Source organism: Streptomyces sp. RLB3-17 (genome assembly GCF_007113425.2).
GTDB classification, from domain to species: domain Bacteria; phylum Actinomycetota; class Actinomycetes; order Streptomycetales; family Streptomycetaceae; genus Streptomyces; species Streptomyces mirabilis_D.
Map to the genome: position 1 here is coordinate 6,441,548 of NZ_CP041610.2, position 23,708 is coordinate 6,465,255.

General features: G+C 70.6%; 23 protein-coding genes. 10 read left to right on the top strand and 13 right to left on the bottom strand.

Features of this window, described 5'->3' with window-relative positions; translation table 11 throughout:
* Window positions 1-61: 61 nt before the first annotated feature.
* The 3 genes from FNV62_RS29230 to argS form a co-directional block, all read right to left on the bottom strand.
* Window positions 62-976, bottom strand: a complete 915-nt coding sequence (locus tag FNV62_RS29230) for a DUF4253 domain-containing protein (RefSeq protein ID WP_144315699.1) — start codon at window positions 974-976, stop codon at window positions 62-64.
* Between the two features lie 177 nt (window positions 977-1,153).
* Window positions 1,154-1,714 (bottom strand): lamin tail domain-containing protein, encoded by a 561-nt coding sequence (locus FNV62_RS29235; RefSeq protein ID WP_060896997.1) that lies wholly within the window; start codon window positions 1,712-1,714, stop codon window positions 1,154-1,156.
* Between the two features lie 435 nt (window positions 1,715-2,149).
* Complete coding sequence (gene argS, locus FNV62_RS29240) at window positions 2,150-3,922, bottom strand: arginine--tRNA ligase (protein WP_097285729.1); 1,773 nt, start codon at window positions 3,920-3,922, stop codon at window positions 2,150-2,152.
* A gap of 146 nt (window positions 3,923-4,068) precedes the next feature.
* Here argS and lysS point away from each other — a divergent pair, with 146 nt between their 5' ends.
* A complete protein-coding gene (lysS, locus tag FNV62_RS29245; protein ID WP_097289123.1) occupies window positions 4,069-5,811 on the top strand; it encodes a lysine--tRNA ligase in 1,743 nt (580 codons plus the stop codon).
* A gap of 90 nt (window positions 5,812-5,901) precedes the next feature.
* Here the strand turns inward: lysS and FNV62_RS29250 are convergent, their stop codons facing one another.
* The 3 genes from FNV62_RS29250 to FNV62_RS29260 all read right to left on the bottom strand — a co-directional run bounded on the left by FNV62_RS29250 (window position 5,902) and on the right by FNV62_RS29260 (window position 9,314).
* A complete protein-coding gene (locus FNV62_RS29250; protein ID WP_164331952.1) occupies window positions 5,902-7,230 on the bottom strand; it encodes a DUF2637 domain-containing protein in 1,329 nt (442 codons plus the stop codon).
* Window positions 7,231-7,433: 203 nt separating this feature from the next.
* Entirely contained in the window at window positions 7,434-8,324 is an 891-nt protein-coding gene (locus tag FNV62_RS29255) for a DUF3558 family protein (protein WP_097285731.1), read from the bottom strand.
* A gap of 147 nt (window positions 8,325-8,471) precedes the next feature.
* Entirely contained in the window at window positions 8,472-9,314 is an 843-nt protein-coding gene (locus FNV62_RS29260; RefSeq protein WP_143627641.1) for a DUF3558 domain-containing protein, read from the bottom strand.
* Window positions 9,315-9,527: 213 nt separating this feature from the next.
* Here FNV62_RS29260 and FNV62_RS29265 point away from each other — a divergent pair, with 213 nt between their 5' ends.
* Window positions 9,528-10,721: an RtcB family protein gene (locus FNV62_RS29265; protein ID WP_097285733.1), complete on the top strand. Its 1,194-nt coding sequence runs from the start codon at window positions 9,528-9,530 to the stop codon at window positions 10,719-10,721.
* Between the two features lie 185 nt (window positions 10,722-10,906).
* Here the strand turns inward: FNV62_RS29265 and FNV62_RS29270 are convergent, their stop codons facing one another.
* From FNV62_RS29270 to FNV62_RS29285, 4 genes are all read right to left on the bottom strand, one after another.
* On the bottom strand, window positions 10,907-12,157 hold the full coding sequence (locus FNV62_RS29270; protein ID WP_143627643.1) for a GNAT family N-acetyltransferase: 1,251 nt from the start codon (window positions 12,155-12,157) through the stop codon (window positions 10,907-10,909).
* A gap of 37 nt (window positions 12,158-12,194) precedes the next feature.
* Complete coding sequence (locus FNV62_RS29275; protein WP_143627645.1) at window positions 12,195-12,377, bottom strand: hypothetical protein; 183 nt, start codon at window positions 12,375-12,377, stop codon at window positions 12,195-12,197.
* Window positions 12,377-13,153, bottom strand: a complete 777-nt coding sequence (locus tag FNV62_RS29280) for an SDR family NAD(P)-dependent oxidoreductase (protein WP_054228003.1) — start codon at window positions 13,151-13,153, stop codon at window positions 12,377-12,379. The genes FNV62_RS29275 and FNV62_RS29280 overlap by 1 nt, the downstream gene beginning before the upstream one ends.
* A 92-nt stretch (window positions 13,154-13,245) precedes the next feature.
* Window positions 13,246-13,584, bottom strand: coding sequence for a YnfA family protein (locus FNV62_RS29285; protein WP_097285736.1), 339 nt, complete (start codon window positions 13,582-13,584; stop codon window positions 13,246-13,248).
* A 233-nt stretch (window positions 13,585-13,817) separates the two neighbouring features.
* Between FNV62_RS29285 and FNV62_RS29290 the strand changes: the two genes are divergently transcribed.
* Complete coding sequence (locus FNV62_RS29290; protein WP_186003112.1) at window positions 13,818-14,267, top strand: hypothetical protein; 450 nt, start codon at window positions 13,818-13,820, stop codon at window positions 14,265-14,267.
* A 57-nt stretch (window positions 14,268-14,324) separates the two neighbouring features.
* Window positions 14,325-14,873 carry a MarR family winged helix-turn-helix transcriptional regulator gene (locus FNV62_RS29295; RefSeq protein ID WP_143602529.1) on the top strand — a complete coding sequence of 183 codons (549 nt, stop codon included), beginning with the start codon at window positions 14,325-14,327 and terminating at the stop codon, window positions 14,871-14,873.
* Here FNV62_RS29295 and FNV62_RS29300 read toward each other — a convergent pair.
* Window positions 14,795-15,262 carry a winged helix-turn-helix transcriptional regulator gene (locus FNV62_RS29300; RefSeq protein WP_143627647.1) on the bottom strand — a complete coding sequence of 156 codons (468 nt, stop codon included), beginning with the start codon at window positions 15,260-15,262 and terminating at the stop codon, window positions 14,795-14,797. The two genes, FNV62_RS29295 and FNV62_RS29300, sit on opposite strands and share 79 nt — an antisense overlap.
* 144 nt (window positions 15,263-15,406) lie before the next feature.
* On the opposite strand from FNV62_RS29300, the gene FNV62_RS29305 reads away from it, so the two are divergent.
* Window positions 15,407-16,291, top strand: coding sequence for an NADP-dependent oxidoreductase (locus tag FNV62_RS29305; RefSeq protein ID WP_143627649.1), 885 nt, complete (start codon window positions 15,407-15,409; stop codon window positions 16,289-16,291).
* Between the two features lie 81 nt (window positions 16,292-16,372).
* Here FNV62_RS29305 and FNV62_RS29310 read toward each other — a convergent pair whose 3' ends face one another.
* A complete protein-coding gene (locus FNV62_RS29310) occupies window positions 16,373-17,293 on the bottom strand; it encodes an alpha/beta hydrolase (RefSeq protein ID WP_143627651.1) in 921 nt (306 codons plus the stop codon).
* Window positions 17,294-17,355: 62 nt separating this feature from the next.
* Here FNV62_RS29310 and FNV62_RS29315 point away from each other — a divergent pair, with 62 nt between their 5' ends.
* The gene (locus FNV62_RS29315; protein WP_143627652.1) at window positions 17,356-18,264 is read left to right on the top strand and encodes a LysR family transcriptional regulator; all 909 of its coding nucleotides are present in this window, start codon (window positions 17,356-17,358) and stop codon (window positions 18,262-18,264) included.
* A gap of 44 nt (window positions 18,265-18,308) precedes the next feature.
* On the opposite strand, the gene FNV62_RS29320 is transcribed toward FNV62_RS29315, so the two are convergent.
* A complete protein-coding gene (locus tag FNV62_RS29320) occupies window positions 18,309-19,127 on the bottom strand; it encodes a helix-turn-helix domain-containing protein (protein WP_143627654.1) in 819 nt (272 codons plus the stop codon).
* A 242-nt stretch (window positions 19,128-19,369) separates the two neighbouring features.
* Between FNV62_RS29320 and FNV62_RS29325 the strand changes: the two genes are divergently transcribed.
* The 4 genes from FNV62_RS29325 to FNV62_RS29340 all read left to right on the top strand — a co-directional run bounded on the left by FNV62_RS29325 (window position 19,370) and on the right by FNV62_RS29340 (window position 23,610).
* Window positions 19,370-20,455 (top strand): LLM class flavin-dependent oxidoreductase, encoded by a 1,086-nt coding sequence (locus FNV62_RS29325; RefSeq protein WP_054232090.1) that lies wholly within the window; start codon window positions 19,370-19,372, stop codon window positions 20,453-20,455.
* Complete coding sequence (locus tag FNV62_RS29330; RefSeq protein ID WP_143627658.1) at window positions 20,452-21,159, top strand: FMN reductase; 708 nt, start codon at window positions 20,452-20,454, stop codon at window positions 21,157-21,159. The genes FNV62_RS29325 and FNV62_RS29330 overlap by 4 nt, the downstream gene beginning before the upstream one ends.
* Window positions 21,160-21,405: 246 nt before the next feature.
* Window positions 21,406-22,140, top strand: a complete 735-nt coding sequence (locus FNV62_RS29335; RefSeq protein WP_143602532.1) for a response regulator transcription factor — start codon at window positions 21,406-21,408, stop codon at window positions 22,138-22,140.
* Entirely contained in the window at window positions 22,141-23,610 is a 1,470-nt protein-coding gene (locus tag FNV62_RS29340) for a sensor histidine kinase (protein ID WP_097285744.1), read from the top strand.
* The last annotated feature ends 98 nt before the right edge of the window (window positions 23,611-23,708 follow it).

Consider the following 23,708-nt stretch of genomic DNA (forward strand, 5'->3'; position numbering starts at 1 on the left):
GGGGCCGGGCGCGCAGTTCCCCGCGCCCCTGAAGGACTCGCTTCGGTGGACAGGGAGCCGGTCAGTCCCACCAGAAGGACCACACCCGCCTGCCGAGCACCTCGTCCGCCGCGTACGCGCGCAGCGTCTCGCTCTCGCCCTGCGTGATGTTGTCCGGGCAGAAGGCGAAGTGCTCGGCGGCCACCGCCTCGGCCTCGGCCGCCGTCGTGGGCGGGGCCGCCACCGACAGGACCAGCTGGTCGAAGGTGAGGGCCACGACCCGTACGCCGAAGCGGTCCTCCCAGGAGCGCAGGACCGCGCACAGGCGGGCCACGTCGCCCTCGTAGTTCACCGGACCGGACCAGCCGATCGCCGCCGGGATGTCGGCGCTGCGGCGCGCCGGGACCAGGGCGAGGCGCGGCTCCTTCAGCCAGGAGCCGCCGCCCGCGAGGGAGTCGGCGACCTCGGTGGCCCGGTCGTCCGCGTCCGCCTCGGGCGCGGTGGCCGGTGCCAGGCCGGGCCATTGCACGCCGTGCGGCGCGATCGTCTCGGCGAACTCCTTCGCCTCACCGAAGAGTTCGGTGACCGCTTCCTTGCCGGGGTAGTCCGCGTCGGCTTCGAGCTCGTCCTCCGCGTACTCCTCCCAGTACCCCGCCAGTACCTCGTCGGCGTCGTGATCCCCCGGATACGACGTCTCCTCGGGCATCAACTCCCATTCCTCCGGGCCGCCCTGGCCGCCGCCGACGTCTATGAGGAGGGGGAGCAGGCCGGCCATGCGCGGGGCGGAACCCAGCGTGGCCCAGTCTCCGGGGGCGGCCGGCGCCTCGGCGTGCCACAGCAACGGCTCGTGCCTGGGGCCCTCATGCTCCCCCACTGCCTTAAGGGCGTGGGAGGTACCCCCAGCGTCGATCAGTTTCCCGGGCGGGAGTTCGAGGCCGAGCGCGCGCCCGCTCGGATCTGCCGCCAGCGAGGGCAGCGGGTTCGGAAGTGCCGCCATGCCGGTGACTTTAGGGCCCGCCACTGACAACGCGCCTCGGGGTCCGCCCACGAGGTCCTGGATGGCCGGGCACACGTGCGCGGCGTGCCACAGGTGGCTCGTGGCACGCCGCGCGAAGAGGGTCAGGCGCGGGTCGAGGCAGGCGCGGTCCGTACGCCGGGCTCGACCCGCCAGGGGTCAGCGGTGGCCGTGGCCCGGACCGCGGCCGTGGTCGTCGCCGTGACCGCGACCGTCGTGACCGCGACCGTCGTCGTGGCCGCGACCGTCGTCGCCGTGGTGCCTGGCGTCCCAGGAGATGGTGTCGACCACGCGACGGTGGTCGTTGCGGAGCGTGGCGGTGTCCCTGCGGTCGTCCCAGACGAAGTTGCGGCGGTCCTGGTAGACGTCGCGGTAGGTGTCACGGCCGACGCCGGTGTGGACGCGTACGGTGGAGTGACCGTTCAGGCGCAGGTGGTGGAACGTGTAGACGCGGCCCTGACGGTTGGACAGCGTCCAGTCGTCCAGGTTCACGCTCTCGCGCCCGCTGTTGGTGATCTGCACCCACTCCTCGTTCAGCGAGCGGTTGGACCTGGAGCCGTGTCCCGGGGCGTCGTACTGGACCTTGCTGATCTCCACCTGCGGACCGCGCGGCTCGGCTCCATTGGCCGCCGCCGGCAGGGCGGCTGCCCCCACCAGCGCGGCGGCGGACAGAGCGGCGGCGGCCAGGCGACGGGCCGTGAAGGTCTGCGAAGCGGTCATGGGTGCCCCCTTGGGGTACTGGCGGGCCATGGCGACAGGATCGTGCCGGCGGCCCGCTGTTCGTGCACCCGGCCTGCTGGCCGGACACCGCATAGCTTGCCGACTGAAGTGCTCCGCTACGTCCCGGAATCGGAGGGCGTTGCCGATCAACGACATTGTCGTGATAGTCGCATGTAGTGCGCACGTTTTGTGAAGGTGTGTCGGGTTGACGCCCATTCGGGGGGTGTGGCCGCATCAGTACTGGCCTGCGCCACTTCTTCGCCATGTCGCGCCACCCGTCCGCGCCCCCCGCCGTCACCCGAAAGTGAGTAACAGTCCCGAGCAGACAGCGGTACCCGCTCGGGTGATCGTGCGTACGCGCGTCCGGGTGCGGAAACGCCTGATCCCGCAGGCACGTCAGCGGCCTACGGGATCAGGTACTACGGGATCGGGAGATCAGAGACGCTCGGGCGTCCTGATGCCCAGCAGAGCCATGCCCTGGTGGAGCGTGCGGGCGGTGAGGTCGCACAGGAAGAGGCGGTTCTCCGCGACCTCCTGTGCGGGAGCCGGCTTGATGACCGGGCACTGGTCGTAGAACGTCGTGTAGAGCGACGCCAGTTGGTACAGGTACGCCGCCAGCTTGTGCGGGGCGTACTCGCCGGCGGCCTCGTCCAGCGTCTCCCCGAACCGGTCCAGGTGCAGACCCAACGCCCGCTCCGCCGGGGCCAGTTCGAGCTCCGGGTGGGCCAGCGGCGTACGGTCGCCGGCCTTGCCGAAGATCGACCGGATACGGGCGTACGCGTACTGGAGGTACACGGACGTGTCGCCGTTCAGCGAGACCATCTGGTCCAGGTCGAACTTGTAGTCCCGGACGGCGGAGGTGGAGAGGTCCGCGTACTTCACGGCGCCGATGCCGACGTACCGGCCGTTCTCCTCGATCTCCTGCTCGCTCAGGCCCACCTTCTCGGCCTTCTCCCGCACGACGGCGGTGGCACGGTCGATCGCCTCGTCCAGGAGATCCACCAGCCGGACCGTCTCGCCCTCACGCGTCTTGAACGGCTTGCCGTCCTTGCCCAGCACCGTGCCGAAGGCCAGCTGCTGCGCCTGCACGTCGTCGCCCAGCCAGCCCGCCCTGCGCGCGGTCTCGAAGACCATCTTGAAGTGCAGGGACTGACGGGCGTCGACCACGTAGACGAGGGTGTTCGCCTTGAGGTTGAAGACACGGTCCCTGATCGCCGAGAGGTCGGTCGCCGCGTAGCCGTAGCCGCCGTCCGACTTCTTCACGATCAGCGGGACCGGGTTGCCGTCCGGGCCCTTCACATCGTCGAAGAACACACAGAGCGCGCCGTCCGAGCGGACCGCCACCCCCGACTCCTCCAGGAGACGGCAGGTCTCGTCCAGCATGTCGTTGTAGCCCGACTCGCCGACCACGTCCGGGTCCCGGATCTCCATGTCCAGCTTGTCGAAGACCGAGTAGAAGTAGATCTTCGACTCGTCCACGAACTTCTGCCACATGGCGAGGGTCTCCGGCTCACCCGCCTGGAGGTCGACCACCCGGCGCCGCGCCCGCGTCTTGAACTCCTCGTCGGAGTCGAAGAGCGTCCGCGCCGCCTTGTAGAGCCGGTTCAGGTTCGACATGGCCTCCTCGCCGGAGACCTCCGCCGCGCCCTTGTGGTCCAGCTCGTGCGGGTGCTCGATCAGGTACTGGATGAGCATGCCGAACTGGGTGCCCCAGTCGCCGATGTGATGGCGCCGGACCACGCTCTCGCCGGTGAACTCCAGGATCTGGACCACCGCGTCGCCGATGACCGCCGAACGCAGGTGACCGACGTGCATCTCCTTCGCCACGTTCGGCTGCGCGTAGTCGATGACCGTGGTGCCCGGGTTCTCGGCCGGCGGCACACCGAGGCGCTCGCCGTCCTCGTACCGCGCGGCCAGGTTCTCGGTGATGGCCTTGTCGGTGATCGTGATGTTCAGGAAGCCGGGCCCGGAGACCTCGATGTCCTTGATCACGTCACCCGACTCGACCCGCGCCACGACCTGCGTCGCCAGCTCTCTCGGGTTCGCCTTCGCCTTCTTCGCGAGGGCCAGGATCCCGTTGGCCTGGAAGTCGGCCCGGTCGCTTCGTCGCAGCAGCGGGTCCGCGGAACCGGCCTCCGGCAGGGCTGCCGAGAGGGCGTCCGCGAGGCGCTGGTGGACGGAGGCGGTGAGGGACGTGACCGAGGCCATGGAGTGGCTGCCGTTCTGCTCGGGTTCCGGGAGTTTCTGAGTACAGGAAAGCCAGTATCCCATGCGGTGAAAAGCCGTTTTCGCGGTTCACGCCCGAGCTGGGAGAATGGTGGCGTCAGCCGTACTGGCGTATGAGAAAGAAGGACGTGCCGATCGTGGCTCAGAGCACCGAGACCACCGACTGGGTCTCCCGTTTCGCGGATGAGGTCATCGAGGAATCGGAGCGTCGGGCCCCGGGCAAACCTGTGGTCGTCGCGTCCGGCCTCTCCCCATCAGGCCCGATCCACCTGGGCAACCTCCGCGAGGTCATGACCCCGCACCTGGTCGCCGACGAGATCCGCCGCCGCGGACACACCGTGCGCCACCTGCTCTCCTGGGACGACTACGACCGCTACCGCAAGGTCCCGGTCGGCATCCCCGGCATCGACGACTCCTGGGCCGAGCACATCGGCAAGCCGCTGACCTCCGTCCCGGCCCCCAAGGGCTCGGAGCACCCGAACTGGGCCGAGCACTTCAAGGCCGCCATGGTCGAGGCGCTGGCCGAGCTCGGCGTCGAGTACGACGGGATCAGCCAGACCGAGCAGTACACCTCCGGTGTCTACCGCGACCAGGTGCTGTTCGCGATGAAGCACCGCGGTGACATCGACGCGATCCTCGACCAGTACCGGACCAAGAAGGGCCCCGCGAAGAAGCAGCAGGGCCAGAAGCCGGTCGACGAGGCCGAGCTCGAAGCCGCCGAAGGCTCCGGCGCCGCCGCCGAGGACGACGGCAGCTCGGCCGCCGGGTACTACCCGTACAAGCCCTACTGCGGCCAGTGCGAGAAGGACCTCACCACCGTCACCTCGTACGACGACGAGACCACCGAGCTGGCCTACACCTGCTCCGCCTGCGGCTTCTCCGAGACCGTCCGGCTGAGCGAGTTCAACCGCGGCAAGCTGGTCTGGAAGGTCGACTGGCCCATGCGCTGGGCCTACGAAGGCGTCATCTTCGAGCCGAGCGGGGTCGACCACTCCTCCCCGGGGTCCTCCTTCCAGGTGGGCGGCCAGATCGTGGGCATCTTCGGCGGCAAGCAGCCGATCGGGCCCATGTACGCCTTCGTCGGCATCTCCGGCATGGCCAAGATGTCCAGCAGCAAGGGCGGGGTGCCCACCCCCGCCGACGCACTCCAGATCATGGAGCCGCAGCTGCTGCGCTGGCTGTACGCCCGCCGCCGTCCCAACCAGTCGTTCAAGATCGCCTTCGACCAGGAGATCCAGCGGCTGTACGACGAGTGGGACAAGCTCGCGGGCAAGGTCGCCGACGGCTCGGTCCTCCCGGCCGACGCCGCCGCGTACGCGCGCGCGGTCGGCACCGCCGCCGGCGAGCTGCCCAGGACCCCCCGCCCGATGCCGTACCGCACCCTCGCCTCCGTCGCCGACATCACCGCCGGCGCCGAGGACCAGACCCTGCGGATCCTGAGCGAGCTCGACCCCGAGAACCCGCTCGCCTCCCTGGACGAGGCCCGGCCCCGGCTCGACAAGGCCGAGACCTGGATCAACACCCAGGTGCCGGCCGAGGAGCGCACCGTCGTGCGCGACGAGCCCGACGTCGACCTGCTCAAGTCGCTCGACGACCAGGGCCGCGAGTCGCTGCGGCTGCTCCAGGACGGGCTCGAGCAGAACTGGTCCCTGGACGGCCTCACCCACCTCGTCTACGGCGTCCCCAAGGTCCAGGCCGGCTTCCCCGCCGACGCCACCGCCAAGGAGCTCCCGTCGGAGATCAAGGTCGCCCAGCGCACGTTCTTCGCGCTGCTGTACCACCTGCTGGTCGGGCGTGACACCGGTCCGCGCCTGCCCACGCTGCTGCTCGCCGTCGGACAGGACCGGGTGCGCAAGCTGCTCGGCGCGTAGGGCCTTCGGCCGTACGAGGAAGGGGGCGCCCGGTGATCACCGGGCGCCCCCTTCCTGTGCACGCTGACGTGCTTGAGCACGCTGACGTGCCTACGCGATGTGGTCTTCCTGGAGTTCCGCCGTGTGGCGGTTGGTGAAGCGGTTGACCATGCGGTCGGCCTCGCGCTGCGGGAGCGTGGTGCCGTACGTCGCCTCCACGTCGCCCCTGAACTGGCCCGAGGTCGGATAGCTGCCGTCTATCGACTTCTTGAAGACCAGGTAGTAGTCCTCCTCGGTCGGCTCCGAGCCGCCGCCCGCACCCAGCTCACGGGTACGGCCCGGGCCGGACGGGATCGGGAAGGTACCGGTGTCCTCCGGAGAGGGCTCCGGGGCGGGGCCAGGCTGCTCCTCGTACCGCTGCTGCGGGAACGTCTGCTGCTCGAACCGCCGCTGTTCTTCGAACTGCTGCCGAGCCCGGAACTGCTGCTGCTCCTCGAACTGCTCGGCCTGCTGCTGCTCCTCGTACCACTGCCGGTACGCGACATCCGGGTCGTACGTCGGGTCGTAGCCGCCCTGATACGCGACGGACTGGGGGTCCCGCGCCTGAAGCCACTGACTCTGCGGCTCGGCGTAGTCCTCCGGCTGCTCGAAGGGCCCGTTCGCCTCGGCGGCGGGAAGCTGTTCCCGGACGGGCGCCGCGTTGCTCCGTACGACGGGTGCCGTCGGTTCCGGCTCGCGCGCCACCGCCAACTGCGGCGCCGGGGGCAGGAGGGCCGGCTCGATGCCCGCCGCCGCCAGGCCGGAGGGGGCGGTCTCGGCGAGCGGCACGCCGTAGCGGGCCAGGCGCAGCGGCATCAACGACTCCACCGGGGCCTTGCGGCGCCAGGCACGGCCGAAGCGGGAGTGCAGGCGGGCCTGGTAGACGAGGCGGTCCTGCTCCAGCTTGATGACCTGCTCGTAGGAGCGCAGCTCCCACAGCTTCATACGGCGCCACAGGAGGAAGGTGGGGAGCGGGGAAAGCAGCCAGCGGGTGAGGCGGACGCCCTCCATGTGCTTGTCGGCGGTGATGTCCGCGATCCGGCCGATCGCGTGCCGGGCCGCCTCGACGGAGACCACGAACAGGACCGGGATGACCGCGTGCATGCCGACGCCCAGTGGGTCCGGCCAGGCCGCCGCGCCGTTGAAGGCGATCGTCGCGACCGTCAGCAGCCACGCCGTCTGGCGCAGCAGTGGGAAGGGGATGCGGATCCAGGTCAGCAGGAGGTCCAGGGCGAGCAGGACGCAGATACCCGCGTCGATGCCTATCGGGAAGACGTACGCGAAGTTCCCGAAGCCCTTCTTGAGGGCCAGCTCGCGCACGGCCGCGTAGGAACCCGCGAAGCCGATTCCCGCGATGACGAGCGCACCGGCGACGACCACACCGATGAGAATCCGGTGCATTCGTGTGAGCTGGATTGGCGCGGACACCCGTACTCCCCTCTCCTTGCGTGTTGTTGCGCGCAACAGGGTGGCACATGTGTACGGCGCACGGGCGGCCGGTATGGCAGGAGCCCGGCCCGCGAGGTGACCGGACTCCGTCAAATGCCCTGCTGGGCAGGCGAGTTGCGCGCCGACGCCCGTGAAATGTCAGTACTTCTCGAATGTCAGTTCTTCTTGGTGGCCGACGCCGAAGGCTTGGAGCTGGCCGACGCCGACGGGGAAGCCGACTTCGAGGGGCTCGCGGACTTGGAGGGGGAGGCCGACTGCGACGGGGCGGTGGTCGCCCGGCTGCCGTCCTGGTTCGCGGAGGCCACCGAGGCCACCGCCTCCTTGGCGGCCTTCTCCGCGGCCTTCATCAGGTCGTCCGCGCTGGGGGCCTTGTCGCCGGCGAGACCGGCGCCGTTGTAGTCGAGCGTGATGACGACGTTCTCGACGCGCGTCACGACCGTCTGCTGCTTGAAGGAGCCTTCCTTCTTCTTCAGGCCGTAGCGCACCGCCGTCGACGCGTCGCCGATCCCGGAGGCCGGCTCCGACCGGGCGCCCGTCGCGCCGGTCACCGTCTGCGCGTCCTTGACCTGCTTGTCGTAGTAGGTCTGCGCGAGCTGGTTGCCCTCACCGCGGGTTGCGTCCGAGTCGAAACGCAGCAGGGAGACGTTCAGCCAGCGGAACTGGGACCCCTTGACGCCCTTGTTGTCGAGGCTGTTCCAGGAGCAGCTGCTGCGGTTCTTCGCGTCGTCCGACTTGCCCGACTTGGCGGAGTTCAGGCCCTTCGGTACGAGTTCGCCCAGCGTCTTCTTCGAGAACACCGAGCAGGGGGCCGGCAGCGTCGCGTACGCGGCCGGCTTGACGGCGTTCGCGGAGGTGCTCGGGGACGCGGACGAGGTCGCGGCCGTGCCCTTCTGGGCGGCGTTGTCGGTGCTCGAACCCGATCCCGAGCCGGAGCCGGAGTCCGAGGAACAGCCGGCGGCGGCGAGCGCCACCGGGACGGCGGCTGCGCTGACAAGGATGCGGGTGAGTCGCGGGGCTCGGCCTACTCGCTGTGCTGGTCGGTGCATGGTTCCTTCACTCGTGGCGCTCGTGGTGCGACCGCACATGGGTGGTGCGGCCGGTCGGGTCCGAGGGGCCACGGTACGCGGTGAGGCAGCCATGCGTTTCCTGTTCGAGGGGTTCGCGTGGGGTGCCCCCGCGCCCCGGCGGACCCGCTAGCCGTTGAACCGGTCGACGAGCTTGTGTGCCAGATTCCGGGCCTTGTCCTGCATTTCTTTGCTGTCCGGGGTGCCGGTGGAGGCGGCCGGCTGCTCGGCGTACTCGATCCTCACGATCACGTTGGACGTGCGGAACACCACAGTCACGGTGCGCTGCTGCGCCGTCGATGAGCCGGAGTTGAGTTTGTCGTTGAGGAACGCCTCGTCGCCCAGACCGCTGAGCTTGCGGGGCTGGAGGTCGGCGGGGGTCTCGCTCGGGCCGGCCGAGGTCGAGGCGGAGGCGGAGGAGGTCGAGGACGCGGACGCCGACGAGGAGGCGGACGTGGAGGGGGTCGCCGAGGGGGTGGCGGTGGCGGAACCGCTGCCGGACGGCGTGGCCGAAGCGGAGGCCTCGGGGAGGTCCGCCGCGGTCTCCTCGGTCGCGTAGATGTCCTGGGCGCGGGAGTCGTCGCTCACCGCGTTGTCGTACGAGACCACGCGCTCGAAGTCGACGCTGAGATGGTCGGTGGCGTCCGTGGACTCCACCTTCCAGCCGCAGCCGACGCGGCGGTCGGTGTCGTAGGTGAGGGTGGCCTGGCCCTCGTACGCCGTGTCGCGCCGGTCCTGGTCGGTGATCTCCCTGATGCCGGGCAGCAGGGAGTCGAGGCTGTCGTGGCTCACCGCGGCGCAGGCCTCCGGGAGCGTGCGGTACTTGCCCGGCTGGGCGGCCGGGGTGTTCACGCTGATGTCGCCCGGCTTGGGGTCGGCCGCCGTGCCCTTGCTTCCCGAACCTCCGGTGCAGCCGGCCAGCAGGGCCGCGAGGAGCGCGGCGATACCGGGAACGTACGCCTTCCGCTGCACGGTCGGGCTCCTCTCGACGGCTCCCGGGGCATGTGGCCGGGATGCTCTGTGGTGCTGTCCTGTGGTTATTCGGTTGCCGCGCGGGGGCGGCCCCTGCAGACAATGTGTATCGCACGCACAGCCGTGGACGCCGGTCCGTTGTCCTATACGTCGACCTTGGCGCGGGTTTTGCGTTCTATGACTTTTGTCGTTTTTCGGGGGAATGAGGATGTTATGTCGTACGTAGAGATACCGGGCGCCAAGGTGCCCATCCGTATGTGGACGGACCCGGCGTCGGTCGAGGACGTGGCCCTGCGCCAGCTCCAGAACGTGGCCACGCTTCCGTGGATCAAGGGCCTCGCCGTCATGCCGGACGTCCACTACGGCAAGGGCGCGACGGTCGGCTCGGTCATCGCCATGCGTGACGCGGTGTGTCCGGCGGCGGTGGGGGTCGACATCGGCTGCGGGATGTCTGCCGTCAAGACGTCGCTCACCGTCAATGACCTGCCGGGGGATCTTTCGCGGCTTCGGTCGAAGATCGAGGAGGCGATTCCGGTGGGGCGGGGGATGCATGACTCCCCGGTCGATCCGGGCGGCTTCCATGGGCTGGCGACGAGTGGGTGGGACGACTTCTGGGGGCGGTTCGATGGCATCGCCGAAGCGGTCAAATTCCGTCAGGAACGTGCCACTAAGCAGATAGGAACGCTCGGATCGGGCAATCACTTCATCGAAATCTGCACAGATACGACCGGTTCCGTCTGGCTGATGCTGCACTCCGGTTCGCGCAACATCGGCAAGGAGCTGGCCGAGTACCACATCGGCGTCGCCCAGAAGCTCCCGCACAACCAGGGGCTGGTCGACCGTGACCTCGCGGTCTTCGTCGCGGACACCCCGCAGATGGCGGCGTACCAGAACGACCTCTACTGGGCGCAGGAGTACGCGAAGTACAACCGAACGCTCATGGTGGCGCTTCTCAAGGACGTGGTCCGTAAGGAGTTCAGGAAGGCGAGAGTGACCTTCGAGCCGGAGGTCAGTTGCCATCACAACTACGTGAGCCGTGAGCGCTACGAGGGCGTGGACCTGCTTGTCACGCGCAAGGGGGCCATCAGTGCCCGAGCCGGAGAGTTCGGCATCATTCCGGGCTCGATGGGCACGGGTTCGTACATCGTGAAGGGCCTCGGCAACGAGAAGGCCTTCAACTCGGCGTCGCACGGCGCGGGCCGGCGGATGAGCCGCAACGCGGCGAAGCGTCGCTTCTCGACGCGCGACCTGGAGGAGCAGACGCAGGGCGTCGAGTGCCGCAAGGACTCCGGCGTCGTGGACGAGATCCCGGGTGCGTACAAGCCGATCGAGCAGGTCATCGAGCAGCAGAGCGACCTCGTGGAGGTCGTGGCGAAGCTGAAGCAGGTCGTCTGTGTGAAGGGCTAGTCCAGCCTGAATTGATGCGCGTCAGGCTCGCGTTCAGCCACAGGGAAGCCCGCCTTCCTTCTTGGTCAGGCCCTCGGTCGGGATGGCAGTCCCGGCCGAGGGCCGTCGTGCTCGATGTTGTGGCGCGAGCCCGGGGCGGGAGTTCTGGTGGCGTATGGGTGATCTATGCGGTTCGCCCTTGTGAGTCAGCGGAGGCGCTTCTCCAGGAGGGTCACCGCGTATGGGGTGCCCAGGCCGCCGTCCTTGGCGGTCTGTTCGCCCACGACCGTGTAGCCGGCTGCCTGGTAGTACTCGCGCAGGCGGGGGTTGGTGGAGAGGCAGTCCAGGCGGGACAGCGGGCGGCCCGCGGCTGCGATGCGGCGTTCCGCCTCCGCCAGCATGTGGCGGCCCGCTCCGGGCGGGGCCACGCGGCGGTCGGTCATCAGGCGGTGGATGTAGGCGGCGGTGGGGGGTTGGGGACCCCAGGCGGCCGGGTCGTCCCACCAGAGTTCCCAGGCGCCCGCCACCTGGTCGCCCTGGAGGGCCAGCCAGACTTCGCCCTCCGTCAGGCGGGTGCGGAAGTGGGGCTCGGTGAGTTGGCCCGGCTTCCACTGGTCGATGCCTTGGGAGAGCTGCCAGTGGGCCGCTTCGTCCCGGAGGCGGACCAGGGTGGGGATGTCCGTCTCGGTCGCCCGTCGGAAGGTGAGGGGGGAGGGGGGTTCGAGGAGGTGTGTGCGGAGGGCCGAGGCGAAGGTGGGAGGCAGACCCAGGGTCTCGGTGACGTAGGACTCGACCGACCCGTAGCGGGACTTCAGGCCCGACAGAAATCTGGTCATGATCTCGGCGGGGGCCGTGCCGTAGGCCGGCCACAGGAGTTCGCGGTCGGGGTTGTCGGTGCGCCAGTCCGCGACCAGCAGAGGCGTGGCACGTTCCGTGAGGGTGAAGTCGTCGGTGATCGTCTGCTCGGGGACGCCCAGGAGAGACAGGACCAGCGCCGCCACCAGGCCCGTGCGGTCCTTGCCCGAGGCGCAGTGGAAGACCAGGGGGGTGTCCGATTCGGCCGCTGCCCCGATCAGTTGCAGTGTCTCGCGGATCTCCTTCGTGCCGTCCTCGGCGACCTCCGCGTAGCGGGCCGCCAGGTAGGGGCCGGGGGCGACGGACGGGGGCAGCGCCGCCTGGTCGTACGGGCGGTGCTCGATGCTCTGGTTGTGGTAGGTGAGGGAGGGGTGCTCGGGGACGCGGCCCTTCGCGTCGATCTCCCAGGGGTAGCGGAGGTCCACGACCGTGCGGATGCCGAGGGAGAGGAAGAGATCCCAGTCCCGCGTCCCGGGGGTCAGTTTGCCGAGCGAGTCCGCGCGGTACAGGCGGGACCGGCGGACCGTACGGCCGTCCGCGGTGGTGTATCCGCCCAGGTCGCGGAAGTTGTGCAGACGGGCGAAGAGTATGTGTCTGTTCACGTCGCGGCAGCGTACGGCGGACGTACGGCTGCCGCGATCACTTCGCGTGGGATATCGCGTAGATCATGACGAAGGCCACGATGTGGATGCCGAAGAGGAAGTACGCGAGGTACCACCAGACGTAGCGCTGGTTCTTCTTCTCCGCGGCGAGGTGGCGGCGCTCCGCGGAGGGCGCGTTCGACGTCTCGTCCGGCGCCTCGATCGGTGTCCCGTCCGGCATCACAGTTCCCGGTGGACCTTGGTGTTCGACGCCTGGGCGCGGGGGCGGACGACGAGGAGGTCGATGTTGACGTGGCTGGGGCGGGTGACGGCCCAGGTGATGGTGTCGGCGACGTCGTCGGCGGTCAGTGGCTCGGCCACGCCCGCGTAGACCTTGGCCGCCTTCTCCGCGTCGCCGCCGAAGCGGGTCAGCGCGAACTCGTCCGTCTTGACCATGCCGGGCGCGATCTCGATGACCCGGACCGGCGTTCCGACGATCTCCAGGCGGAGGGTCTCGGCGAGGACGTGTTCGGCGTGCTTGGCGGCGACATAGCCCGCGCCGCCCTCGTACGTGCCGTGCCCCGCCGTCGACGACAGCACGACGACCGTGCCGTCGCCGCTCGCGGTGAGCGCCGGGAGCAGGGCCTGGGTGATGTTCAGCGTGCCGATGACGTTCGTCTCGTACATCTGGCGCCACTCGGCCGGGTCGCCGGTCGCGACCGGGTCGGCGCCCAGCGCGCCGCCCGCGTTGTTGACCAGGACACCGATCGTCTTGAAGGCGCCGGCGAACTCGTCGACCGCCGCGCGGTCCGTGACGTCCAGCGCGTACGCGGTCGCCTGGTGGCCCGTCGCGTTGATCTCCTCGGCCAGCGCCTCGATGCGGTCCTTGCGGCGGGCGGTCAGCACGACGCGGTAGCCGGCCGCGGCCAGCTGCCGGGCAGTCGCCGCGCCGATGCCGCTGCTCGCGCCGGTGACGACGGCGATACGGGAGGAGGCGGAGGGCACGGCGGACGTCATGGGTTGCTCCTAGGACGTGGCTGACTGGCGTACGTGGTGTGGTCGGTCCTCGTCAGGATAGGCAGGCGGTCGGCGTCCGCGGGGTCGTGGGCTCAGTTGCCGCCGCGCGGCGCGTACATGATCACGGCCATTCCGGCGAGGCAGATGAGGGCGCCGGTCACGTCCCAGCGGTCGGGGCGGTAGCCGTCCGCGACCATGCCCCAGGCGAGGGAGCCGGCCACGAACACTCCGCCGTACGCGGCGAGGATGCGGCCGAACTCGGCGTCCGGCTGGAGTGTCGCGACGAAGCCGTAGACGCCGAGCGCCATGACGCCCGCGCCGATCCAGAGCCAGCCGCGGTGCTCGCGCACGCCTTGCCAGACCAGCCAGGCGCCGCCGATCTCGAAGAGCGCGGCGACGACGAAGAGGGCGGCGGAGCGGACGATCAGCATGCCGTCACTCTCGCACGGGCCGCATTCGCCGCTTCCGTCACCTGATGGACGGCGCCTGTCGGCGGTCCGGGGTGGCATACATCGGGTGATCACGTGAGCGTGAGTGCGTGTGGGCCCCGAGCGAAGGAAGCGACGTCATGCGGATGATGGAGATGCGGATGCGATTGCGGATGCGATTGCGGAGGCGGTCGGGGACGCGGTGGGGGACGGGGATCGGTGCGTGGGTGCGGGGCATGGGTGTGGCGGGTGTGGGGGCGGCCCTGACGCTGGGCGGGGCGTCGTCCGTCGGCGCCCTCACTCCCGAGGCCGATCTCGCCTATCACGGCTCGGTGGCCATGGCGGCCGGGCTCGTCGACCTGCGCTTGACCCCGCGGAACCACGGTCCGAGCGCCGTCGAGGACGCGACGGTCCGGCTGCGCTGGTCGGCCCCGCTCGCGGATGTGCAGCGGCTGCCGGGCGACTGCGTGCGTTCGGGCGAACGGGCGGTGGTGTGCCGTACGGGGCCGTTGGAGGCGGACGGGCTGGGGGACCAAATGCGGCTGGACGTACGGCTGCGGGGGGAGCCGTCGGAGGTGACGCTGGAGATCGACACGGTGTGGGGCGGCGGTGCGGTCGACCGCAATCACGGCAACGACCGGCAGCGGGTGCTGGTGCTGGACACCGGGGACTCGTACGTGTTCTAGGACCCGGAGCAGGCAGTAAGGGCGGACGAGCAGTAAGGGCGGACGAAGGGGCGTGCCATGTCAGGAAACGCGCGTGCGCGGCTGCTCGACGAGCTGTCCACCGTCTCGCGCCGCTACATGGCCTCGTACGCGCTCTTCAACCAGGCCCTCGCCGACCGTCTGAAGCTGCATCCCACGGACATGCAGTGCGTGAACCTGCTCGGCCTGGAGGGCGGGCCGGTGACGACCGGCCGGATCGCGGAGCTGACCGGTCTGACGACCGGTTCGGCGACGCGGCTGGTGGACCGGCTGGAGAAGGCGGGCTATGTCGTACGGCAGCGGGACGCCGTCGATCGGCGACGGGTGCTGGTGGCGACCGTGCCGGAGAAGGTCGCCGAGTTCGGGCGGGTGTGGGACCGGCTGGGCGGCGGCTGGTACGCGCTCTTCGACGAGCTGGCGGACGACGAACTGGCCCTGATCATCGGGCACATGCGCCGCACGGTGGACCTGAGCGCGGAGCAGATCGCCCGCCTGCGGGACGGGGACCTTCAGGAGGCCGACGAGGACCGTCCGGAGCCCGCGGAGCCTCGGGAGCCTTCGGACGAGGCGTCGCCGTCGTCGTCGTAACGCTCCCGCGCCTCGTTGACCTCCTCGATGTGCAGTTCCGCCCAGTCCTTCACGGCGGAGAGGAGTCCGGCGAGGCTGGTGCCGAGAGGGGTCAGTTCGTAGTCGACGCGGACGGGCACGGACGGCGTCACCGTGCGGACCAGGATGCCGTCGCGCTCCAGTGATCGCAGCGTCTGCGTCAGCATCTTGGGGCTGATCCCCGCGAGCTTGCGGCCCAGGTCGCTGTAGCGCATCGAGGCCGCGTCCGTCTGGGCGAGCGCGCTGACGACCAGGCTGACCCACTTGTCGCTGATGCGGTCGAGGAGCTGGTTGGTGGGGCAGCTGCGGATGAACGCGTCGTACTCGATCCGCGCCTGCGCGCGCCGCTGCGCCGCGGTCGTGGTCGCCATGACTCACCTCCGGGTGAGGTACGCACCTTCAGGTGCCTACTTACCAAAAGAGAGTAACTCTTCCTAGGGTTGTTGCAACGGGAGAGAAACCCGGATGAATCAGGTGAATCTACTCGCCGAGCGCGGGAAACAGGGAGAGCTGACATGCGGGCAGTGGTCGTGACGGAGTTCGGTGGGCCGGAAGCGGTGGAGATCGCGGAGGTCGAGGTGCCGGAGCCGGGTGCCCGGCAGATACGGATCAAGGTGGCCGCCGCCGCGCTCAATCCGGTCGACGCCGGGGTGCGCGCGGGCGGCTTCGGGGGCGCGGGGCGGCGGCTCGGACTGGGCTGGGACGTGGCCGGGACGGTGGACGCGGTGGGCGCGGACGCGGGGTGGAGGGTCGGCGACGAGGTGGTGGCGCTGTCGTACGGGGCGGTCAAGTCCCTCGGCACGCACGCCGATCACGTGGTCGTGGAGGCGGACGCGGTGGCCGGGGCGCCGAGTTCGGTGGACCCCGTCCACGCGGCCACCCTGCCCCTCAACGCCCTCACCGCGGACCAGGCCCTGGACCTGCTGGCCCTGGAGCCCGGGCAGAGCCTGGCGGTGACGGGTGCGGCGGGGGCGGTCGGCGGGTACGCCGTCCAGCTCGCCGCCCACCGGGGTCTCGTGGTGACGGGGGTGGCCCGCGAGGGCGACGAGGAGCTCGTACGGTCCCTGGGGGCGGCCCACTTCGCGCCGGGTGGCGTGGAGGGCGTGGACGGGGTGCTGGACGCGGCGATTCTCGGCGCGGCGGCGTTGGAGTGGGTGCGGGACGGCGGGGTGTTCGTGGGCGTCATCCCGGGGACGCATCCGGCGTCCGTACGGGGGGTGCGGACGGACTCGGTGGAGGTGAGCGCCGACGGGGCGCGCCTCGCGGAGCTGGTGGCCCTCGTCGACGAGGGGGTCCTCACGACCCGGGTCGCCGACACCTACGGGCTGGAGGAGGCGGGGAAGGCGCACGCGCGGCTGGCCGAGGGCGGGCTGCGGGGGCGGCTGGTCCTGATCCCCTGAGTCCGTGGGGTGCCCGAATGAGTCCGCGGGGTGCCCGAAGGGGCCATGGGGTGATCTCGGAGCCCTGGGTGCTGCCGCCCGTCACCCGTTCGGCTCAACGTCGGCGGTGGTGAATGCCGCGTGCAGGAACTCGGTCACCCGCCTGAGCGCGGCCTCGCCTTCGTCGAGCATCGCGGCGAAAGCCTGGAACAGGTGCGGGACGCCCGGGGTGACCTCGAGTGTGACCGGGACGTCGTCCGCGGCCGCGCGCGCCGCGAGCCTGACCGCGTCGTCGAGCAGCAGCTCGTTCGACCCGACCTGGATCAGCAGCGGCGGCAGGCCACGCAGGTTCGCGAACACCGGGCTGATCAGTGGATCCGCGGGGTCCGCGGCGCCTGTGTAGTCCTTGGCCCGGACCGCGATGGCATCGGGGGTGAACGACGGGTCGACGGCGATCCTGGTCGTCATGCTCGCGCCGCTCAGCGTCAGGTCCGCGTACGGCGAGAAGAGCACGCCGGCGGCCGGCATCGGCAGGTTCTGCTCACACGCACGCACCAGCAGGGCCCCGGCGAGGCCGGCACCGGCCGACTCACCGACCACGGCGATCCGCGCCGGGTCGCCGCTTCGGGTCTCGCCGAGCAGGGCACGGTAGGCGGTCAGGGCGTCGTCCGGCGCGGCCGGGAACGGGTGCTCGGGCGCGAGCCGGTAGTCGACCAGGATCACCCTCGTCCGGGTCCGGCGGGCGACGTTCGAGGCCAGACCCGCCGAGGTGCGTGCCGAACCGAACACGTAGAAGCCGCCGTGGAACCACAGCAGCGTGCCTTCCGGGGTGACGCCGTCGATGCCGACCTCCAGCACCGGGACCTCGCCCAGTCCGCCGGGGGTGAGCACCACGTCCTCGGGAAGCGGCCGGGAGGTGAGCATCCGGGTGAAGATCTCGCGTTGCTGCACAGGGTCGCCGCCGATGTCGAGCGGGCCGTTGCGGAAGAGGGTGTCGAGCGCTTCGCGCTGCTCTTTACTCATGCCCTCAGCCTTCTCCATCCAGGGACTATGCGGCAATGCCATATGTTGCATACGGTGTATGCGTGCCACGTATAGATTCGGTGGACCTGAACCTGCTGGCGCCGCTGCACGCGCTGCTCGAGGAGCGGCACGTGTCCCGCGCGGCGGACCGGCTGCACATGAGCCAGCCCTCGATGAGCCGGGCTCTCCAGCGGCTGCGTGCCACCCTCGGCGACGAACTGCTCGTGCGCGGGCCCGGCGGATACCGGCTCACCCCTAGGGCCGAGCGGATCCAGGCCGAACTGGAGCACGCGCTGCCCAGGCTCGAACACGTCTTCTCCGGCGAGGCGTTCGACCCCGCGACGGCGGCACGTTCGTTCCGCCTGGCCGGAACCGACTACACGGTCTCCGTACTCAGCGGGGCGCTGCTTGCCCGAGTGTTCGAGCAGTCGCCGGGCTCGACCGTGCTCTTCTCGCGCTGGCACCATGCCGTCTTCAGCGATGCCGAGCACGGCATGGTGGACCTGCTCGTCCACGGCGGTGCGGCTCCGCCGCCGCTGCGCTCGCAGGTGCTGTTCGAGGAGGACTACGCCTGCCTGGTCTCCAGCCACCACCCGCTCGCGCAACGCCCTGTCGTGTCGCTGCGGGACTATCTGGAGTGCGCGCACATCGTGGTGGACGTCGCGGACGGACGACAGGGGCACGTCGACCGGTGTCTCGAACTGCTGGGCAGCCCGAGGCGAGCGAGTGTGACCGTGCCCTATCACGCGGCGGCAGCCGCCGCGGTGCCGGGAACGTCGCTGATGGCGACTCTGCCGAGGCGCTTCGCGATCCGGCACGCGTCCCCAGGGACCACCACCGTCATCCCGGCGCCGAGCGAGATCGGCCCGATCAGCTGTGCGATGTCCTGGCATCCCCGCCTGGACGACGACGCCGCGCAGCGCTGGCTCCGCGACACGATCACCACCACCACGCGTGTGATGTCCGGGTGATGCCCCGGGGGCTGCGCCCCGGCCCGTCCGCGAGCGGAGTCGGGTCAGTGGGTGGTGGCCGCGTAGGTGGTGGGGGGTACTCCTACCGTCGCTGTGAAGTCGCGGACGAGGTGGGCCTGGTCGGCGTAGCCGAGGTCGGCGGCGAGCGCGGCCCAGTCGACCGGGCCGGAGGCCTCCGCGCGGGACAGGGCCTCGTGGATCCGGTAGCGCAGGATGATCCACTTCGGGCCGACGCCGACGTACGCGGCGAAGAGCCGTTGCAGGGCCCGTACGGTCATCCCCTCGGCGCGTGCGAAGTCGCCGACGTGCCGGATGGCGCGGTCGCCCCGGATGCGGTCCACCAGGGCCATGGCGAGATCGGCCTGGGGATCCGGGCGCGGACCGAGGCCCAGGAGGAACGCGTCGAGCGCGGCCACGCGTGCGTCCTCGTCGGCGGGGTCGAGGACGGAGGGGACCGTGGCGGCGTCCACCGTGGGAAACACCGTGTGGAGCGGGATCCGCTCGCCCGTGAGTGACGTCAGGGCCCGTCCCGGCGCGAAGGGGCGGAAGCCCCCCGGGCGGAACTGGATCCCGCACACCCGTCCCCGGCCCTCCAGTTTCTGTGTGAACAGGTCGAGACCGATGCCGGCCACCTCGCCGAAGTCGACGGGGCTGCGACCCGCGTACCTCTGGAAGACGACGTTCACGGACGGGTGCGGGACCACGTGGGAGGCGTACGGCTCGGGCAGGTCCCAGTCGATCAGCCAGTAGTGCTCCAGGTAAGGGCGGAGCGGCTCGGCAGGTTCGCGGCGGCGGAAGCGGACGCGCGCGAAGAGCTCCGCGGCGTCGACGATGCCTCGGGTGTCACGGCGTGGGGCGGCCATGACGGGATCGTAGGGCGGGGCACTGACAGTCGGGGGCAGAGCCAGAGCCAGAGCCAGAGCCAGAGGCAAGGGCAGGGGCAGAGACAGAGGGAGAGACAGAGGGAGAGACAGAGGGAGAGACAGAGGCAGGGGGCAGGGGGGCAGGGGCGAGGAGTCGGGGGTGGGGGGTGCGCGGAATAGCGGCGGGGGGGGGTCGTTTGGGGGTATAGTTGAATCGTAAACAACTTGGAGGGTGAGCGACCATGCAGTTCGGAATCTTCAGCGTCGGCGATGTCACGGCGGACCCGACGACCGGCCGTACGCCGACCGAGGCCGAGCGGATCAAGGCCATGGTCGCCATCGCGCAGAAGGCGGAGGAGGTGGGCCTCGACGTGTTCGCGACGGGTGAGCACCACAACCCGCCGTTCGTGCCGTCGTCTCCGACCACGATGCTCGGCTATGTCGCGGCGCGGACCGAGCGGCTGATCCTCTCGACGTCGACCACGCTGATCACCACCAACGACCCGGTGAAGATCGCGGAGGACTTCGCGATGCTGCAGCACCTGGCCGACGGTCGGGTGGACCTGATGATGGGGCGCGGGAACACCGGGCCGGTGTATCCCTGGTTCGGGCAGGACATCCGCCAGGGCATCAACCTGGCCGTGGAGAACTACGCGCTGCTGCGCCGGCTGTGGCGCGAGGACGTGGTGACGTGGGAGGGCAAGTTCCGCACGCCGCTGCAGTCGTTCACCTCGACGCCGCGTCCGCTGGACGGGGTGCCGCCGTTCGTGTGGCACGGCTCGATCCGGTCGCCGGAGATAGCCGAGCAGGCCGCCTACTACGGTGACGGGTTCTTCCACAACAACATCTTCTGGCCGGCCGACCACACCCAGCGGATGGTCGAGCTGTACCGCGAGCGCTACGCGCACTACGGGCACGGCACGCCCGAGCAGGCGATCGTCGGTCTCGGCGGGCAGGTGTTCATGCGGAAGAACTCCCAGGACGCCGTGCGCGAGTTCCGGCCGTACTTCGACAACGCGCCGGTCTACGGGCACGGACCCTCCCTGGAGGAGTTCACCGACCAGACCCCGCTGACCGTCGGCTCCCCGCAGGAGGTCATCGAGAAGACGCTGGCCTTCCGCGAGTACGCCGGTGACTACCAGCGCCAGCTGTTCCTGGTGGACCACGCCGGGCTGCCGCTGAAGACGGTCCTCGAGCAGCTCGACCTGCTCGGCGAGGAGGTCGTCCCGGTGCTGCGCGAGGAGTTCGCCAAGGGGCGCCCGGCGGATGTGCCGGACGCGCCGACCCACCAGTCCCTGCTCAAGGCCCAGGAAGTGAGCGTCGCATGAAGCTCGTCGTCGTCTCGGCGGGGCTGAGCGTGCCCTCGTCGACCCGGCTGCTGGCCGACCGGCTGGCCGCCGCCACCGGCCGGTACACGTCCGTCGACGTCCAGGTCGTCGAACTGCGCGACCTGGCCGTGGAGATCGCCCACAACTTCACCAGCGGCTTTCCCGGACGGGCCCTGTCCGCGGCCCTGGAGGCGGTCACGGAGGCGGACGGGCTGATCGTGGTCACACCGGTGTTCTCCGCCTCCTACAGCGGCCTGTTCAAGTCCTTCTTCGACGTACTGGACCAGGACGCGCTCACCGGCAAGCCGGTCCTGATCGCCGCGACCGGCGGCTCGGCCCGCCACTCCCTCGTCCTCGAACACGCCCTGCGCCCCCTCTTCGCCTACCTGCGCGCCGTGGTCGTACCGACCGCGGTCTACGCGGCCTCGGAGGACTGGGGTGCGGAAGGCCTGGCCGATCGGATCGACCGCGCGGCGGGCGAACTGGGCAGGCTCATGGAAGGCCTGGGCTCCGGGGCCGGGGCTGTGCGAAGGGCCGAGGTGGCGGACACGGCGGGTGCGGCGGACAAGGCGGACGCGTCGGTGGTCGTGGACACCGACACCGCCGCCGCCATCGCGCCGCGCTCGCTCGACGGGGCTCTCGCCTCGGCCGACCGGTTCACCGTCATCCCCTTCGAGCAGCAGCTCGCCGCGCTGCGGCCGTAGGGGGAGAAGGTCGTGAAGGCCGGAAGAGGGGGTGGGCCGCCACCGTCCTGTGCTTCCGGCCCACCCCCTCCGCACCGGCCGGACCCCTACCGGGGGATTCGCGGGTCCGCCCGTCCTGACATACGGGACAGACTGACCGGGCGAGGTAAGGGGCTCGCGGGCGGAGGGGTGAGAGGCGGGTAAGAAGCCCACCCTCACCACCACCCACCAGGTGGTACCTGGCCAGCGGCTTGGCAGACTGGTGGGGTGCCCCAGAATGTGCTGCTCGCCGAGGACGACCGTGCCATCCGCCATGCCCTGGAAAGGGCACTGACACTGGAGGGGTACGCGGTGACGGCCGTTGCCGACGGCGTAGAGGCGCTGGCCCAGGCTCACCGCACTCCACCGGACGTTCTCGTCCTGGACGTGATGATGCCCGGTATCGACGGGCTGCAGGTGTGCCGCGTGCTGCGCGCCGAGGGGGACCGTACGCCGATCCTGATGCTCACCGCGCTGGTCGAGACGGCCGACCGCATCGCGGGTCTGGACGCCGGGGCCGACGACTACGTGGTCAAGCCGTTCGACGTGGAGGAGGTCTTCGCCCGGCTGCGGGCCCTGCTCCGCCGGACGGGTCCGGTGAACGGAACCCCCGCCGACGCACCGGCGTCGTCACCGTCGGTGTCCGCGTCGAAGGAGGCGGCGGGGCAGATCTCCGCGGCCGGGCTGCGCATGGACATCCAGGCGCGCCGCGCCTGGCGCGGACAGCGCGAGCTGGAACTCACCCGCACCGAGTTCGAGCTGCTCGAACTGCTCGTCCGCAACGCGGGCATCGTCCTCGACCACGCCACGATCTACGACCGCATCTGGGGCTACGACTTCGGTCCCGGCTCCAAGAACCTCGCCGTGTACGTGGGGTATCTGCGGCGCAAGCTCGACGAGCCGGGGGCGCCGGCGCTGATCCACACCGTCCGGGGCGTGGGGTATGTGCTGAGGGAGGACTGAGTGCCCCCCCGATGGCTCACGGGGCTGCGGCCCCGGCGGGTGTCCTCGCTGCGGGCCACCTTCACCCTGTCCTTCGCCGCCGTGGCCGCCGTGGTCACCGTCCTCGTCGGGTTCCTGAGTTACGACGCCGCCGCCCGGCTGGTGCGGGTGGACCAGCAGACCGTCTTCTCCGGTGTCGTGCAGGACCTGCGGGTCCAGGTGCGCGAGACGGCGTTGGACCCGGGTGACTTCTCGTCGTCCGACCCCGATCACGACGGGCCCCTGGACGACATCATCCGGCCCGCCCGTACGGATGTGCAGGTGCTCGGGCGCGGTGGGGTGATAGCCGACCGCGGGAACCCCGCACTGCCCGTGACCGCCGCCGACCGGCGGACAGCCGCGTCCGCCGCCGCGGGCAAGTGGGTGGAGCACGGGGAGGTCGACGTCGCCGGCGACCGCTACCGGGTGGCGACCGTCGCGCTCGGCGGCGGGCGGGGCGCGGTGCAGGTGGCCCAGCAGTTCAGCGACACGGAGGATCTGCTGCGGGAGCTGCAGCAGCGGACCGTGCTGCTGGTGGGGGCGGTGGTGATCGCGTCGGGGCTGTTCGGCTGGTGGCTGGCCCGGCGCATCACCCGGCGGCTGGTGCGGCTGGCCGGGGCCGCGGAGGACGTGGCGCGCACCGGGCGACTCGGCATCCAGGTGCCGGTGGCGGGATACGACGAGGTGGCCCGCCTCGGCCGCTCCTTCGACCGGATGCTCGGCCGGCTCGCCCAGTCCGAGGAGGACCAGCGTCGGCTGGTGCAGGACGCGGGCCATGAACTCCGTACGCCGCTGACCTCGCTGCGTACGAACATCTCCATGCTGCGCCGCATCGACGAGCTGCCGCCCGACGCCCGCGAGGAGCTGGTCGCCGACCTGGCGCAGGAGTCCCGTGAGCTGACCGACCTCGTCAACGAGCTGGTGGCGCTCGCGGCCGGGCGGTCCGACACCGAGCCCGTGCAGCGGATCGACCTGGCCGATCTCGCCGAGGACGTGGCGATCGCCTCGCGGCGCCGCACCGGGCGGGACGTCCTCGTCAGGGTGGGCGGTGACACGACGGTCGACGGCCGTCCCACGGCGCTCCAGCGGGCGATATCCAACCTGGTGGAGAACGCGGCCAAGTTCGACCGCGAGGGCAAGGCGCCGATCGAGATCGCGGTCACCGGTCCGGTGCGCCCCGGCGCCGGGGCGGGCGGCGGTCTTCCGCGCAGCGTCCGGATCGAGGTCCTCGACCGGGGTCCGGGCGTGGTCGAGGGCGATCTCGTCCGGGTCTTCGACCGTTTCTACCGCGCCACCGACGCCCGCAGCCTGCCCGGTTCCGGGCTCGGTCTGTCCATCGTCCGCGAGGTGGCCACCGGCCACGGCGGAGCGCCGTTCGCCTTCCGGCGGGAGGGGGGAGGCGCGGTCATCGGGTTCACGGTGAGCGCGGACTACCCGACGGAAGAGGACTGACGGGCGGACGGCTTTCTGGCCCCGGCCTTTCGGAGCCGCGTCTCCGGCATGATCCGCCGGACGGCCCCTGAGCGGGCCCGGCGAAGTCCGGTGCGCTT